General features: G+C 72.4%; 7 protein-coding genes. 5 read left to right on the top strand and 2 right to left on the bottom strand.

Going from position 1 to position 14,694, the window contains the following annotated elements; translation table 11 throughout:
* The first annotated feature begins 548 nt into the window (after positions 1–548).
* On the top strand, positions 549–3,806 hold the full coding sequence (locus tag ACFY9V_RS19435; RefSeq protein ID WP_391162074.1) for a TIM-barrel domain-containing protein: 3,258 nt from the start codon (positions 549–551) through the stop codon (positions 3,804–3,806).
* Between the two features lie 59 nt (positions 3,807–3,865).
* Here the strand turns inward: ACFY9V_RS19435 and ACFY9V_RS19440 are convergent, their stop codons facing one another.
* Positions 3,866–4,861, bottom strand: coding sequence for a pyridoxal-phosphate dependent enzyme (locus ACFY9V_RS19440; protein WP_391162075.1), 996 nt, complete (start codon positions 4,859–4,861; stop codon positions 3,866–3,868).
* A gap of 303 nt (positions 4,862–5,164) precedes the next feature.
* On the opposite strand from ACFY9V_RS19440, the gene ACFY9V_RS19445 reads away from it, so the two are divergent.
* From ACFY9V_RS19445 to ACFY9V_RS19455, 3 genes are all read left to right on the top strand, one after another.
* Positions 5,165–7,048, top strand: a complete 1,884-nt coding sequence (locus ACFY9V_RS19445) for a LamG-like jellyroll fold domain-containing protein (RefSeq protein ID WP_391162077.1) — start codon at positions 5,165–5,167, stop codon at positions 7,046–7,048.
* 140 nt (positions 7,049–7,188) lie between these two features.
* Complete coding sequence (locus ACFY9V_RS19450) at positions 7,189–7,713, top strand: AAA family ATPase (RefSeq protein ID WP_391162079.1); 525 nt, start codon at positions 7,189–7,191, stop codon at positions 7,711–7,713.
* Positions 7,714–7,969: 256 nt separating this feature from the next.
* The gene (locus ACFY9V_RS19455) at positions 7,970–11,179 is read left to right on the top strand and encodes a discoidin domain-containing protein (protein WP_391162081.1); all 3,210 of its coding nucleotides are present in this window, start codon (positions 7,970–7,972) and stop codon (positions 11,177–11,179) included.
* A gap of 299 nt (positions 11,180–11,478) precedes the next feature.
* On the opposite strand, the gene ACFY9V_RS19460 is transcribed toward ACFY9V_RS19455, so the two are convergent.
* Positions 11,479–12,687: an amidohydrolase gene (locus ACFY9V_RS19460; protein WP_391162083.1), complete on the bottom strand. Its 1,209-nt coding sequence runs from the start codon at positions 12,685–12,687 to the stop codon at positions 11,479–11,481.
* Positions 12,688–12,892: 205 nt separating this feature from the next.
* Here ACFY9V_RS19460 and ACFY9V_RS19465 point away from each other — a divergent pair, with 205 nt between their 5' ends.
* Entirely contained in the window at positions 12,893–14,638 is a 1,746-nt protein-coding gene (locus ACFY9V_RS19465; RefSeq protein ID WP_391045424.1) for a serine hydrolase, read from the top strand.
* Positions 14,639–14,694: the final 56 nt, after the last annotated feature.

The following is a 14,694-nucleotide window of genomic DNA, read 5'->3' on the forward strand; positions in this document are numbered from 1 at the left end:
CGCGCTCTGACCGGCGCGGCACCGGGAGCCGCCGGGCCCCGGAAGGGCGACGTCCGCGCCGCGCGCCGCCCTGTCCTACGTCAGGAGCGCGGCGCCGCGCCGCGCTTCCAGCGGTGCCCCGTGGAGGCGGTCTGCGTCTATCCGGGGAGCGGCTAACCGCCCCTGACGGGGCATCACCCGCACCGCCCTGAGGATGCCCGGCGGTCGGGAACGGCGCGCGCCACCGCCGGTCTCGACGCCGCGCGGGCGACCCCCCTTTTTCCAACGTTGACCGCCGCCCGTATGGACACCCGCCAGGCACTGTGCTGTCATGCCACCGACATCGTTTGCAACGATGGAAGAAGTGCGGGGAGGTGCCCGTGGGACGCGGGTGCCGCCTTTGTCCAGCATTCCGCCAGGTCGGACCTCAGGAGCCCACGCGGTACGGGGAGGCGGGCTCCGACAACGCTGTCAGCGGCCGACGGAGCCTCACGACGGGTCGACAACGGGCCCGCTTCAGGACGGAGTTGTGCGTGAGAAGAAGACGAGCGTGGCGCACGATGCGGTACATGCGGCGGCGGGCAGCGGTGGTCGCCGTGACCGCCTGCGTGGCGGGGATGACGGTGGCCGGGGCGGGCCAGGCGTCCGCGGGACCGGGACACGGGGCGGGCCACCACGCCGTCCCCTCGGTGACCTCGGGCGGCGCCCGCTTCCAGGTGCTGTCGCCGACGTTGATCCGTACCGAGTACGCGCAGGACGGGAAGTTCACCAACGCCGCGACGTACAACGCGATCGGCCGCGGCGACTTCGCGCCGGCCGCGTACACGACGAGCACGTCCAACGGCTGGCTGACGGTCGCGACGAGTGCGATGACGCTGCGGTACCAGGTGGGCTCCGGGCCCTTCAGCGCGCGGAATCTGTCGGTGAGACTGACAGCCGGATCCTCGGCGGTCACCGCGGCGCCGTGGCAGCAGATGACGTGCGCGGTCGGCGCGCTGTGCGAGGCGGAGAGCCTGCCGTACAGCGGGGTCGGCGTCGCCACGGACCACACCGGGTACACCGGCTCCGGCTTCCTGGCCGGCTTCCAGGGGGCGGGCAGTTCGCTGTCGGCCGACGTCGAGGTCACGACGGCGGGCACGTACCAATTCGACGCGCGGTACGCCAACTCCGCGGCGGGCGACGGCCAGAACACCACACGCACGCTCACCTTGACGGTCGACGGCGGCGCGGCGCGGACCCTGAGCCTTCCGGTGACCGGCAGTTGGGACACCTGGAGTCTGGCGACCGCCGCGGTGCAGCTCGGCGCGGGCCGTCACACCGTCACGCTGTCCAGGGCCGCCGGGAACTCCGGCAATGTGAACATCGACAGCGTCGCGCTGGTGAACTCGGGGAGCGCGTTCCCCCCGGCCTCGGCGACGGCGATCGCGGACTGTGCCTTCGGCGCGAGTTGCGAGGCCGAGGCGGACCGGATCGCGGGTTCCGCGAAGGTGGCCACCGACCACGGCGGCTACTCGGGCGGCGGCTTCCTCGGGGAGCTGAACCAGGGGGCCAGCGTGACGACCCGTGTCGTCGGGGTCCCGTCGGACGGGACGTACGCGGTCCAGGTGCGCTACGCCAACTCCACGGGCGGCGACGGCCTGAACCAGACCCGTACGGCCACGGTGTCGTCCGGCGGTACGAGTCAGACGCTCTCGCTGCCGGTGACCGGCAACTGGGACACCTGGCAGACCGCCTCGGTGCCCGTGGCGCTCAAGGCGGGCGCCGACGACATCACCGTCGGCTGCCCGAACGCGGCGAGTTGCCACATCAACCTCGACACGCTGTCGGTGACCGCGTCCGGCGCGGCGGCCCCGCAGCCGCACCTCGCGCTCGGCGGATACCGGCGCAGCCTGGACGGGCTCAACGGCGACAACGGCAATCCGACGACCACGCCCGGCCTGATGTACAAGGACGGCTGGTATCTGCTGGACGACACGACGTCCGCGCTGTACGACACCGCCGCCAAGAAGGTCACGCAGCGCCCCTCGCACAACGGGACGCCGTACCAGGACGGTTATCTCTTCGGGTACGGCCACGCCTACAAGCAGGCACTGTCGGATCTGGCGACGCTGACCGGCCCGGCGCAACTGCTGCCGCAGTGGGCGTACGGCGTCTGGTACTCGGAGTACATCGACAGGACCGCCGCCGACTACGAGAACACGATCCTGCCCGCCTTCCGGTCCGAAGGCGTCCCGCTGGACGTCCTGGTGACCGACACGGACTTCAAGTCGCCCAACCCGTGGAGCGGTTGGGAGATGAACACCGCCAAATTCCCCGACCCGAAGGGCTTCTTCGACTGGTCGGCGGCGCAGGGGCTGCACAACACGCTCAACACCCACCCGAGCATCCTGGCCTCGGACCCGCAGTTCGCACAGGCCCAGGCGACCGCCAAGGGCAAGCTGGTCAAGGGCGGTTGCGCGGCGGGGGCGAGCGCGGGAGGCGACTGCTACGTCTTCGACTTCGGCGACCCCGACCAGCTCAAGGCGTACATGGACCTGCACAAGACGATGGACCAGCAGGGCAACGACTTCTGGTGGTTCGACTGGTGCTGCGACAACTCCCAGTCCTCGCTCGCCGGAGTGACGCCCGACGCGTGGATCAACCAGGCGTACGCGGCGGAATCCGCTCCGGCGATCGGCCGCGGCTTCGTCATCTCCCGTGCCTACGGCTCGCTCCAGGCCGGCGGGTACAGCGGCCAGCAGGGGCTGCCCACCGGACCGTGGGCCGACAAGCGCACCACCGTGCACTTCACCGGTGACACGTCCTCGACCTGGGGCACGCTGCGGTCCGAAGTCGGTTACACACCGGGCGAGTCGGTCGCGACCGGCATGTCCGCGGTCAGCCACGACATCGGCGGTCACAACGACACGACGGGACTGACCGGCTCGGAGACGTACACCGACGGCGGCGGCACCCACACCACGCACAAGCTGCCGGACGACCTGTACGCCCGGTGGGTGCAGCTCGGCACCTTCCAGCCCGTCGACCGGCTGCACAGCAACCACAGCGACCGGCTGCCGTGGCAGTACGGCACCGCGGCCCGGCAGTCGGCGGACACATTCCTCAACCTCCGCGAGAACCTGGTGCCCTACACGTACAGCCTCGCGCAGCAGGCGGCCACCACGGGCGTCCCCGTGGTCCGCGCCACGTACCTCGAATACCCGGACGAGCCGCTGGCGTACGCCACCGCGGGCAGTGAGTACTTCTACGGCTCCGACATGCTGGTCGCTCCCGTCACCACCCCGGGGACGACGGCCACGACGTCGGTGTGGTTCCCGCCCGGCCAGTGGACGGACTACTTCACCGGGCAGACCTACACCGGCGGCACCACGCGGAACATCACCACGGGGCTCGACCGGATGCCGGTGTTCGTGAAGGCGGGCGGCGTCATCCCGACCCGTACGGACGATATCACCGCCAACGACAAGGCGCCGCTGACCAAGGTCACGCTGACCGTGGCCGCGGGCGCCTCCGGCTCGACCTCGCTCTACGAGGACAACGGCACCACCGGGGGTCCCGGTCGCAGCGCCACCACGACGGTCCGGTACCGCGAGAGCGGCGGTCGGCACACCGTCACCGTCAGCCCGGCCGCCGGGTCCTTCCCCGGCCAGGTCAGGACCCGGCAGTGGACGGTGACGCTGCTCGGCGTCGCCGCGCCGAGCCACGTCACGGCGGCCGGCAAGGGATTGTCGCCGGACGCGTACCACTACGACAGCGCGACCCGCTCCCTCACCGTCACGCTGCCCGCGCGCAGCGTGCACGCACCGGTCACCCTCGGCTACCGCTGACCGACCGGCCCCGTACGGGCCCGCGCGTACCCCCGCGCGGGCCCGTACCCATGACGCCGCTAGCCCGCGCCACCGCACAGCTCCGCGAAGCGCGCGGTGTCGATGTTGCCGCCGGACAGGATCAGGCCGACGCGGGGCGGAAGGGGGGTGACGCGGGCGGAGAGCAGGGCGGCCAGGGGCGTGGCGCCACTGGGTTCGAGGACGATCTTCAGGCGTTCGAAAGCGAAGCGCATCGCCTCGCGGATGGCGTCCTCGGTGACCAGGACGATGTCGTCCACCAGCCGCCGGTTGATGGAGAAGGTCAACTCGCCGGGGACGGAGGCCGCTTGCCCGTCGGCGATCGTGCGCGGGACGGGAATGGCGACACGCTCGCCCGCCTCCAGCGAGCGCTTGGTGTCGTCGCCCGCCGCCGGTTCGACGCCGATCGTCCGGATGGCGCTGTCCAGCCCCTTGACGGCGGTCGCGCTTCCCGCGAGGAGTCCCCCGCCGCCGACCGGCACCACGAGGGCGTCCAACGGCCCTGCCTCGTCGAGGAGTTCCAGGGCGGCGGTGCCCTGTCCCGCGATGACGTGCGGGTGGTCGTACGGCGGGATCAGGGTGAGGCCGCGGTCGGCGGCCAGCGCCTCGCCGATGGCGACCCGGTCGCCCGTATAGCGGTCGTAGGTGACGACCTCCGCGCCGTAACCCTCGGTGGCCTCCCGCTTGGAGCGCGGGGTGTCCTCCGGCATCACGATCACCGCGGTGCTGCCCAGCTCCCGCGCGGAGAGCGCGACGGCCTGCGCATGGTTACCGGAGGAGTACGCGGCGATGCCCTTGGCCAACTGCTCGGGCGTGAGCCGGGACGCGGCGTTGTACGCGCCGCGGAATTTGAACGCGCCGACGCGCTGGAAGTTCTCGCACTTGAGATGGACCTCGGCGCCGACGAGGTCGCCCAGGGTGCGCGAGCGCAGGACGGGCGTACGGTGCGCGACGCCGTCGATGCGGGCGGCGGCGTCGCGGACGTCGGCCAGCGTGACCGGCGCGGCGGCGGTCGGGGGGCGGTGGGTTGAGGTCACCACCGCACCCTACGCCGTGCTCCTCGGGCGCCTCGCGGGTGGCCGGACCTCGGACGTTGCGGTCTCGCGGCCTGCGCGGCGGCGGTGCATGGGCCGGGGGCGCGCCCGGAGTGGGTGATTCCGGCAAGGCGTTCATGTGCGCTTCGTCGCGCGTTGGCTGGGGCTGTCATCTCGGTCCGTAGCGTCGGCTTCTGCCGGCCGGACCTGCCCCGTCGACCTCTCGGGGACCCCTCACAGGTTCCGTGCTGCCCCACGGCGACGACCGATGAACCGAACAACAGCGCAGACGAATGAGAGACGCCCATGTGCAGTCCGCAGCACCAGCCCGAGGGACCCCTGCCCGGCGCGAGCCGCCGATCGTTGCTCATCGGAGCCGGACTCGCCGGAGCCGCGGTGGCCGGTCTGTCGGCCGCGGGACCCGCGTCGGCCAGTACGCCGGGGACGGCCGGAACCGCCGGGCTTCCGGGGTTCGGCGGGCCGTGGCGGCCCGACACCGACGACCAGCGCTTCACCGTCGTGGTGATGCCGGACACGCAGTACATGTTCGACGGTGACGCCCTGTACCCGGCGCCGGTCGAGGCGGCCTTCCGCTATCTGCTGGCGAACGGCAAGGACGAGAACATCGTCTTCATGGCCCACCTGGGCGACCTCACCCAGAACGGCAAGGCGGGCGAATTCGCCTCCATCAGCAAGGCGTTCAAGATCCTGGACGACCACCAGGTGCCGTACAGCGTCCTGGCGGGCAACCACGACATCCCCGGCAAGGACGACCAGCGGGGGAACACGCCGTACCTCGACCACTTCGGGCCGCGGCGGTTCCGCAAGGCGCGCTCCTTCGGCGGCGCGAGCCCCGACGGCTACAACACCTTCCACACCTTCCGGGCCGCGGGCCGGGAGTGGCTGGTGCTGGCCCTCGACTGGCGGCCGTCGGCCGCGGGCGTCGCGTGGGCGAAGAAGGTCATCGCCGCGCACCCGAAGTCCCCGGTCATCCTCACCACGCACGAGATCGTCGGCGCCGACACGTACGGCGACGAGGCCGAACTGTCCGACTTCGGGCAGCAGTTGTGGGCCGACCTGATCGACGGCAACGACCAGATCTTCCTCACGCTCAACGGCCACTTCTGGCCGCCCGCCCGCACGGTGAAGAAGAACGCCGCCGGACACGACACGCACCTGCACATCACCAACTACCAGGACCGGTACTACGGCGGCGCCGCGATGATCCGGCTCTACCGCTTCGACCTGGCGCGCGACACCATCGACGTCGAGACGATCTCCCCGTGGATCCTCGGCAAGGCCGCCGACAGCCTCAACGAACTGGAGCGGCAGGAGATCGAACTGACGGGACCGCAGGACCGGTTCTCGCTCGACATCGACTTCGAGCAGCGCTTCTCGGGCTTCGCCCCGGCCACCCCGCGGCCCGCACGGCCCGTCAACCGGATGCTCGTCCCCGGCACCCTGGCGTACTGGCGGTTCGACGGCTCGCACGGCACCGACCGGATCGTCGACCTGTCGGGGCGCGGCAACGACCTCACCAAGGTCACGCTGCCCGGCGCCACGGACGCGGCGCTGACCTGGTCGGCCGACCACCACCCGGACCAGCCCGGCCACGCCAGCCTCTACTTCGGCGGCGACAGGGACAGCGGCGGCCCGCACGGCGCCTACCTCCAGACCGTGGACAGGGCGCCGCTGAACGCGGCCACCTTCCGCTCGGCGTACACCTTCGAGGCGTTCTTCAAGCTGCCCGCCGACTGGGACGGCAACCGCAACGGCTGGTCGGCGCTGCTGAGTCGCTGGGGCACCAGCGGCCAGGCGGGCAAGACGGGTTACTCCGAGACCGAGCCGATCGTCACCCTCAGCCTGTCCGGCGGCGCCGAACTCCAGTGGAACGTCTACCCGTTGAACCTCACGACGTCGACCACCAACTGGGGCCACTACCTGCCGATCAACGTCTGGTGGCACGTCGCCGTCGTCAACAACGGGCGGCAGACCACGATGTACGTCGACGGCTGTCCGGTCGTCCGCAATCCGTCCACCCGCAACAACGGCCTGACCTCGCTCAATCTGCCGTGGATGATCGGCGGTCACGCGGACGGCGGCAAGCCGGACCAGGTCATGCGCGGCTGGATCGGTGACGTCCGGATCGCCGAACGGGCGCTGGCCCCGCGCGAGTTCATGAACGCCTGACGGACACAGCCGCCGGGGGGCGGGTCCCGACCCGACCGCACCCGTCCCCCGGCCCCGTCCCGCGGCCCCGGACCTCACTCTCGATCGGACCCGGACCCGGACCCGGACCCCACCGCCCGCGCAGCGGTTAGCCTCGGGCGGTGAAACGCATCCTCGTCGCAGGCATCACCGGAGCGGGCAAGACCACCATGGCGCGGGCCCTCGCCGAGCGGCTCCGCCTGCCCTTCCACGAGATGGACGCCCTGCGGTTCTCGGGCCCCGGCTGGGCCACCGACCCGGAGTTCGAGCGGAAGGTCGCCGACCTCGCGGCCGGCCCCGAGTGGATCGTCGACTCCTTCGGCTACCCGGAGGTACGGGACCTGCTGTGGACACGCGCGGACACGGTGGTCTGGCTCGACTACCCGCGAGCGGTGATCATGCCGCGCGTCCTGCGCCGGTCGCTGAGCAGGACGCTGCGCCGGGAGCGGGTCTTCGGCGGCAATGTGGAGACCGTGTCGGGCTGGTTCAGCGGCGAACACCCGGCATGGTGGGCCTGGTCCCAGCACGCCGCCCGGCGCGCGGACATCGGCGGGCGCGGCCAGGACCCCCGCTTCGCGCACCTCCAGGTGTTCCGTTTCCCCTCGCCGCGTCGGGCCGAGGCGTGGCTGCGCACCGTGCGCCCGTGACGCGGTGACCTGGCGGGCTCGTCGGCCCGATGGCCGCGTGCCGAACCCGGTACCCCCGCGACCGACGGCTGGGCCGGGTTCCGGATCGTGCCCCGCGCCTCCCCCGGCCGCCCGTCCCTCGCATCCCGCAGCCCGCGCGCACCGTGCCTCCCACCGGCCACAGTCCGCCCGGTCGCCGGCCGCGGTCCGTCCGCTTTGCCGTCTTCCCAGACCTTGACGGCCGCGTCCACGACCGCAAAGAATGGCCCGGCAGCCAATGACAACGTTGTCTAATTGCAAGAGGAGATCTGCCGTGACCCACGACCCCGCCGGACTGGGCAGACGGCGCTTCGCCCAGCTCGCCGCGCTCACCTCCCTGGCCGTCGCCACGCCGCTGTCGATCGGCGCCGCCTCCGCGGACGCCGCGCCCGCGGGCCGGCCCGGCGGCGCAGGGCACGGTCCTGGCCACGCTCCCGACGACGATGTCGCCGCCGCCTACTACCAGGCGCTGCTGACCCACACCCGCTGGGCCGAGACCCAGTGGGACGCTTCGAAGGGCTACTACACGGGGACCGACTACAACTTCGTGGTCGTCCTCGGCAACGCGGTGCTGCTGACCCGCGGTACGTACGACGCCACGAGCGCGGGCATCGACAAGGAGACGCTGCGGGCGCACACGCTGGCCACCGTCAAGCACTTCGCCGCGTCCAACCGCCTGACGGGCGGCACCGAGTGGGGCCGCACCCTCTTCTTCGACACGACCTTCCAGCTCTACTTCGTGCTCGCGGCGCACCTGCTCTGGGACCAGTTGGACGCGGTGACGCGAGGTCACGTCGACACGATCGTGCGCGAACAGGCCGCGTACACCACGGCGTTGGGCACCGCCAACGACCCGGCGTCCGGCAGTTGGACGCCGAACGGGCTCAAGGGCGGCTTCGTCGGGGACACCAAGCTGGAGGAGATGGGCGTCTACGCCCAGTCCCTGGCGCCGGGTCTGGCCTGGGCCAGCGACGATCCGAGGTATGCCGACTGGAGCGCCGCGTACGGCCGTTGGAGCCGGAACGAGACGGGGCTCCCGGCCGCCGACCTGGCCAACCCGACCGTGGTGGACGGCGTCGCGGTCAGCGCGAACACCGCGACGAATCTGTACGACTCCTTCATCGTGGAGAACCACGGCTCCTTCGGACCGCACTACCAGCAGGAGTTGTGGCGCACCTCGGGCCGTAACGCCGTGCACTTCATCACCGCGGGCCGTCCGCTGCCGCAGGTGCTCACCGAGCAGCCGAACGCCAAGCAGTTGTGGCGCACGCTGCTGATGGTGATGAGCGACGCGGGCGAGCCGCTGATGCCGATGGTCGCCGACCGCGAGCACCTCTACGGCCGTGACGTGATCCCGCTGGCGTTCCTCGCGCAGGTCGCCGGGGACCGTACGGCGGCGTGGGGCGAGGCCGCGATGGCGGCGCGGCTGGCGCCGTACCAGGCGTACGCGCCGCTGTACCGGCTGGCGAAGTTCTCCGGTGAGCCGAAGTACGAGCCCGAGGCGCGCGCCGAGGTGGCGATCAGCTATCTGCTGCACGAGTGGCGGGCGGCGCACGGCGGGATCGTCAAGCCGCTGTCGGACGCGGAGATGTTCGCGCGGGCCTCCGGCGTCAAGGACTTCGGCACCGGCCCCGGCCTGGTCGCGCAGCAGACCCCGGCGGCCTGGGCGGCGGCGGTCAGCAAGCCGGGCTTTGTGAAGTTCGGCTGGCAACCCGCCCACGACGACTGGCTGTTCGCGCTCAGCGGCACGACACCGATGTTCCTGCCCGCGACGGCGGCGAAGGTGCTCAAGCGGTCGGTGACGACGTACCGGGAGGTGCGCGACGGCTTCGACGCGACCGCGACCGTGCTGACGCTGGACTCGGGCACCGCGGGCTTCACCACTCTGCCGTCCGGCGCGGTGGTCTACGCGACCAGCGGTACGGCGTCGGGCGAGGGCTCGCTGCGGGTGCAGAATCTGACGATGCCCGGTGTCGCGGGGCTCGTCGGCAGCCGTACGTACACCGCGGCCGAGGGCAGCGCGAAGGTCGGCTCGCAGGACAGCGGCAACGCCGGTGTCGGTCCCGGGCCGCGGGTGGACGAGCTGACCGTGCCCAGCGGTTCGTGGCGGTACGTGCGCATGCAGGGCGTCGCGGGCCACACCACGTACGGCTACTCGCTGTACGCCTTCGAGGTCCGTGACGGCGCGAGCGGTCCGGATCTGGCCCAGGGCAGGACGGCCACCGCGTCGTCCGCGGACTCCGGCAAGGGTGCGGCGCTGGCCGTGGACGGCAATGCGACGACCCGGTGGGCGGTCGCGGTCTCGGACCGCGGGCGCGCGGACAGTTGGCTGACCGTGGACCTCGGCGCCGCCAGCGCCTTCGACCGTGTGACGCTGCGCTGGGAGACGGCGGCGGCGCGCGCGTACCGCGTGCAGGGCTCGGCGGACGGGAAGACCTGGACCGATCTGATCCGCTTCCCGAGCGCGGACCTGTCCAGCCGCGGCGGCTGGCTGTCGGTGGACGGCCGGGCGGGGCTGGTGGTGCGCGGCGCCGCCAACCCGCTGTCGGTGTACGGCGATCTGGTGGTGCTCTCCGACGGTCCCGCCGAGCCGTTGCTGGTGGAGGGGCTGCCGTCGGGCGACCCGCGCGCGGTGAAGGCCGCCGCCGCGCGGCCCGCGCCCCGGGCGCGCGACGCGGCGGTCAAGGCCAGTACGGCGGGCGGGCACTTGAGCCTGTTCAACCTCTCCGCCGGCTCCGTCGCCACCACGGTGTCGGTGCCGCAGAGCCGGTCCCGTCTCACGCTCTACGCGGGAACGCAGCACGTCACCGCGGACGGCACCGACGTCGCCGCCGAGTTGACGGCCGCGAGCGCGGCGGTCGTCCCGGCCCGCTTCACCCTGACGTCGCGTGCGGGCGGTTCGGTCCCCACCGGTCTGCGGGTGGAGGTCGTGGACGCCGCGACCGTACGGGTGAGCGGTCCGCGCGCCCGTCTGCTGGTCACGGCGCCGTCGGGCGCCCGCGCCCAGGTCGATGTCCAGCCGGGCAGGACCGCGCAGGTCACCATGCGCGGCGCGAAGCCGTACCCGCTGGAGGACGTGGCGGTCGGCTGCGACACCTTCCCGACCGGTCCGCTGCCCGCGGGCATGTCGGATCCGGCCGCGGCCGTGGACGGCGACCCGGCGACGTCCTGGCGGCCCGGCTCCGCGCGCGGCCGCATGGTGGTCGATCTCGGCGCGGCGGTCGATGTGCGGGAGATCCGTACCGCCTGGACCGGCGGCCATGTGCCGTCCGCCGCCATCGAGTTCAGCGCGGACGGGCTGACGTACACCTCGGCGGGCGAGCTGCGGCGGCGCGGCCGTGCGGCGACGCTCGCGGCGCGTACGACGGCACGCTATGTGGCGCTCGCCGTGTCCGGCGGTCGCGACACGGACGCGCGGCTGGTGAGCCTGGAGGTCGTCCCGGCCTGACCACGGCCGGACAAGAGCCCCGGTTCGGGGCGGCAGACCGGGTCAGGCCGGTCTGCCGCCCCGAACCGGCAGTGCCGCGGCGGGCACTGACGTCGCATCAGGTCAGGCTCAGCGCACGACGACGCGCAGCAGGCGGAAGCCGTGGTCGTCGGCGCCCTCACCCCGGGCACGTCGTGCACCGTGAGCGTCGCGGCCGTCACCGGGACCGGTGTCGGCCCCGCGGCGGCGGCCACCGGCAGGACGCCGTCGGCGTAGGGCCGATGAGGAGGCCCGCTCCCGCCGAGGGTGGGGGCGGGCCTTCAGGCCACGTCGGCCGCGAGGCGGCTGAGCAGGAAACCGGCCATGCCGCGGACGCCGAACCCCAGCGCCCGCTCGTCGGCCGCGAAGTCCGGTGCGTGCGGGGCGCCGTTCATCCCGGCCTCCGGATTGGCGACGCCGAGGTAGAACATCGCGCCCGGCACACCGTTCAGGAAGAGCGCGAAGTCCTCGCCGTTGAAGGGGAAGGAGGCGTGCAGCACCTCCACCGCGTCCGGACCGAGCGCGCCGCGCAAATACCGCGCCGCGGCCTCGCTCAGTTCCGGCGAGCAGACCATCGCGGGGAACGGCTCGTCCGCGAAGACGGCCGTGGCGCCCGGCAGCGGTTCCACCGCGGCGCGTACGGTGTCGCGGATCTCGGCGTAGCGGCTGTCGGGCCAGGCGCGCAGCGAGACGCGGACGAGCGGGCTGCCGTCGTCGAGCGCGGTCAACTCGGGCCAGGTGACGACGAATCGCGCCAGCGGCCCGTCGGGGTCGCGGAGGTCGGCCAGCAGGCGGTCGTACTCCTCGGGGTTGCGCGGGAGGCGGACGGTGGACAGGCCGTCCACCAGGTCGAGAATCCGGCGCGCGTCGGACGCGGCGTCCGGGCCGGTCAACTCGACCTGGAAATGGTCCTGTCCCGGCAGTCCGTGACCGGGCATGACCGCGAAGGTGCCGACCGGGAACGGCCCGCAGTGCAGCGCGTAGACCTCGCGCGGGGGTGTGTGTTCCAGGGCGCCGTCCTCGATCATGGCCCGCGCTCCGGCCAGCGTCTCCTCGGCAGGCTGGAAGAGGAAGACGATCCGGCCGTGCCAGCGCTCGCGCAGCCGGGCGAGTACCTGGGCGACGCCGACCCCGACGGCCGTGTGCAGGTCGTGGCCGCACAGGTGCGCGGTGCCGGGGACGAGGGAGGCGAAGTCGCTCTCGAACAGCTCGTCCAGCTCGTCGTCGTCCACCGCGTCCATGTCGGCGCGGTAGGCGAGGGTGGGTCCCGGTCCCGCGCCGTCGAGCACCGCGACCACGCCGTGGCCGCCGACGCCGGTGGTCACCGTGAGGCCCGCGGCCCGCAGCCGTTCGGCGACCAGCGCCGCCGTACGTTCCTCGGCGCCCGCGGGCTCGGGGTGGCGGTGGATGTCGCGGCGCAGCAGCACCAGGTCGTTGTCGAACTCTTGCGCGATATTGCCGATCTCCTGGCTGTCCAGTGCTGATGGCATGCGTGGGAGGGTACCGGACGGCGGCGCGGGGTTCGTCGCGCCCGACAGCCTTGACCGGTCGAATGGTTGACCCGCGCGTGCGGCGTGAGTAACTTACCGACGCCAGCTGCCATGCGGTAGGAATCCTTCCACTCCCCCGGCGTCCCTTCCCTGCCGCTCCCGACCACTGCTCCCGATCCAGCCGGCCTCTACAGACGAGGTTTCCATGCGGACCCCTGCACTGACGGCAGCCGCGGCGCTGCTCGCCTCCCTCTCCCTCGTACTCGCCGGGAGCGCCGACGCGACCCCGGCCCCGCAGCACGGCGGGAGCGGCCAATTCGACCGGCCGTACTCCGGATTCGCCCCGGCGGACACCGTCCTGCACCGGGGCACCCCCCGGTCGGCCGGGCTGGACGCGGCGCCGATCGACGCCTTCGAGCGGCAGATGGCGGGCTGGGAGGACCCCGCCTCGGGTGCGAATCGCCTCTTCCCCGGCGCGACCACGCTGATGGCCCACGACGGCGTGGTGGTGGAGCGCGACGCGGGCGGTTACGCGGTCGAATACGCCGACGCCACCCACGAGTTGCCGGCCGACCAGCGGGTCCCGGCGCGTACCGACACCATCTACGACCTGGCCTCGCTGTCGAAGCTGTTCACCTCGATCGTGGCCATGCAGCAGCTCGAAGCGGGCCGGATCGACCTCGACACACCGGTGGCGCACTACCTGCCGGAGTTCGCCACCAACGGCAAGGGCGCCGTCACCGTCGAGCAACTGCTCACCCACACCTCGGGGTTCGACGCCGATCCGGTCCCCTCCCTGTGGCAGGGCTACCCGGATCTGCCGTCCCGCGAGAAGGCGATTCTCGACGCGAAGCCGATCAACGCGCCGGGGACGACGTATCTGTACTCGGATCTGAACATGCTGAGCCTGCAACTGGTGTTGCAGAAGGTGACGGGCAAGCCGCTCGACACGCTGGTGCGCGACGGCATCACAGGACCGCTGCGGCTGACCGACACCGGCTACAACCCGTCGGCCGCGAAGCTGCCGAGGATCGCGGCGACCGAGTACGAGACCAGCCCGGCGCGCGGCATGGTGCGCGGCCAGGTGCACGACGAGAACGCGTGGGCCATGGGCGGCGTCGCGGGCCACGCGGGCGTCTTCTCCACCGTGGACGATCTGGCCGTCCTGGCGCAGACGATCCTCAACGGCGGTACGTACAAGGGCCGTCGGATCCTCAGCCGGAACAGCGTCACGCTGATGGAGCAGAACTTCAACCAGGCGTTCCCCGGTGACTCGCACGGCCTGGGCTTCGAGCTGGACCAGATCTGGTACATGGGCGGCCTATCCGGTCCGCGCACCCTCGGGCACACCGGTTTCACCGGCACCTCGCTGGTGATCGACCCGCAGTCGCGTTCGTTCGCCGTCCTGCTCAGCAACCGGGTGCACCCGACGCGGAACACGCCCTCGACCAATCCGCCGCGCCGGGCCATCGCCACCGCGCTCGCGCAGGCGATCGCGGTCCGGGCCCCCGGCGGCGGCCCGCTGTGGTACTCGGGGCAGGGCGGCGGCACCACCAGCACCCTCACCACGGGACCGATCACCGCGAAGACACGGGTCGACATCGACTTCTCGGCGTTCGTCAACACCGAGTCCACCGACCTGCTCACCGTCGAGTCCTCCACGGACGGCGGCACGACCTGGCAGCCGCTGCCGCTGCGGGTGACCGGCAAGGGCGCGCCGTCCGGCGCCCCGACCTCGCTGTCGGGGCAGGACGTCCGCGCCTGGTGGCGGGTGCGCGCCGAGCTTCCGCGGGACGCGGCCGGTGCGCTGATCCGCTGGACGTACGCCACCGACCCGGTCTACGAGGGCCGCGGCGTCGACCTCGCGGGGCTGTCGGTCACCTCGGGCCACCACGACCTGCTGCGGGCCGCGGGACTCACCCCGGCCGGCGCCTGGCGGACCGTGCACTGATCCGTCCGCCGGCCGCGGAGCGCTCACCCGCGCCGGGGCTCGCCCGAGGCCACGTT

Origin of the sequence: Streptomyces sp. NPDC008317 (genome assembly GCF_042955955.1) — a bacterium.
Taxonomy (GTDB): Bacteria; Actinomycetota; Actinomycetes; order Streptomycetales; family Streptomycetaceae; genus Actinacidiphila.

Bases quoted from the DNA above. Each gene is read 5' to 3' on its own strand.
- ACFY9V_RS19435 (WP_391162074.1), top strand. From the start codon at position 549: ATGCGGCGGCGGGCAGCGGTGGTCGCCGTGACCGCCTGCGTGGCGGGG.
- ACFY9V_RS19445 (WP_391162077.1), top strand. From the start codon at position 5,165: ATGTGCAGTCCGCAGCACCAGCCCGAGGGACCCCTGCCCGGCGCGAGC.
- ACFY9V_RS19455 (WP_391162081.1), top strand. From the start codon at position 7,970: ATGACAACGTTGTCTAATTGCAAGAGGAGATCTGCCGTGACCCACGAC.
- ACFY9V_RS19460 (WP_391162083.1), bottom strand. From the start codon at position 12,687: ATGCCATCAGCACTGGACAGCCAGGAGATCGGCAATATCGCGCAAGAG.
- ACFY9V_RS19465 (WP_391045424.1), top strand. From the start codon at position 12,893: ATGCGGACCCCTGCACTGACGGCAGCCGCGGCGCTGCTCGCCTCCCTC.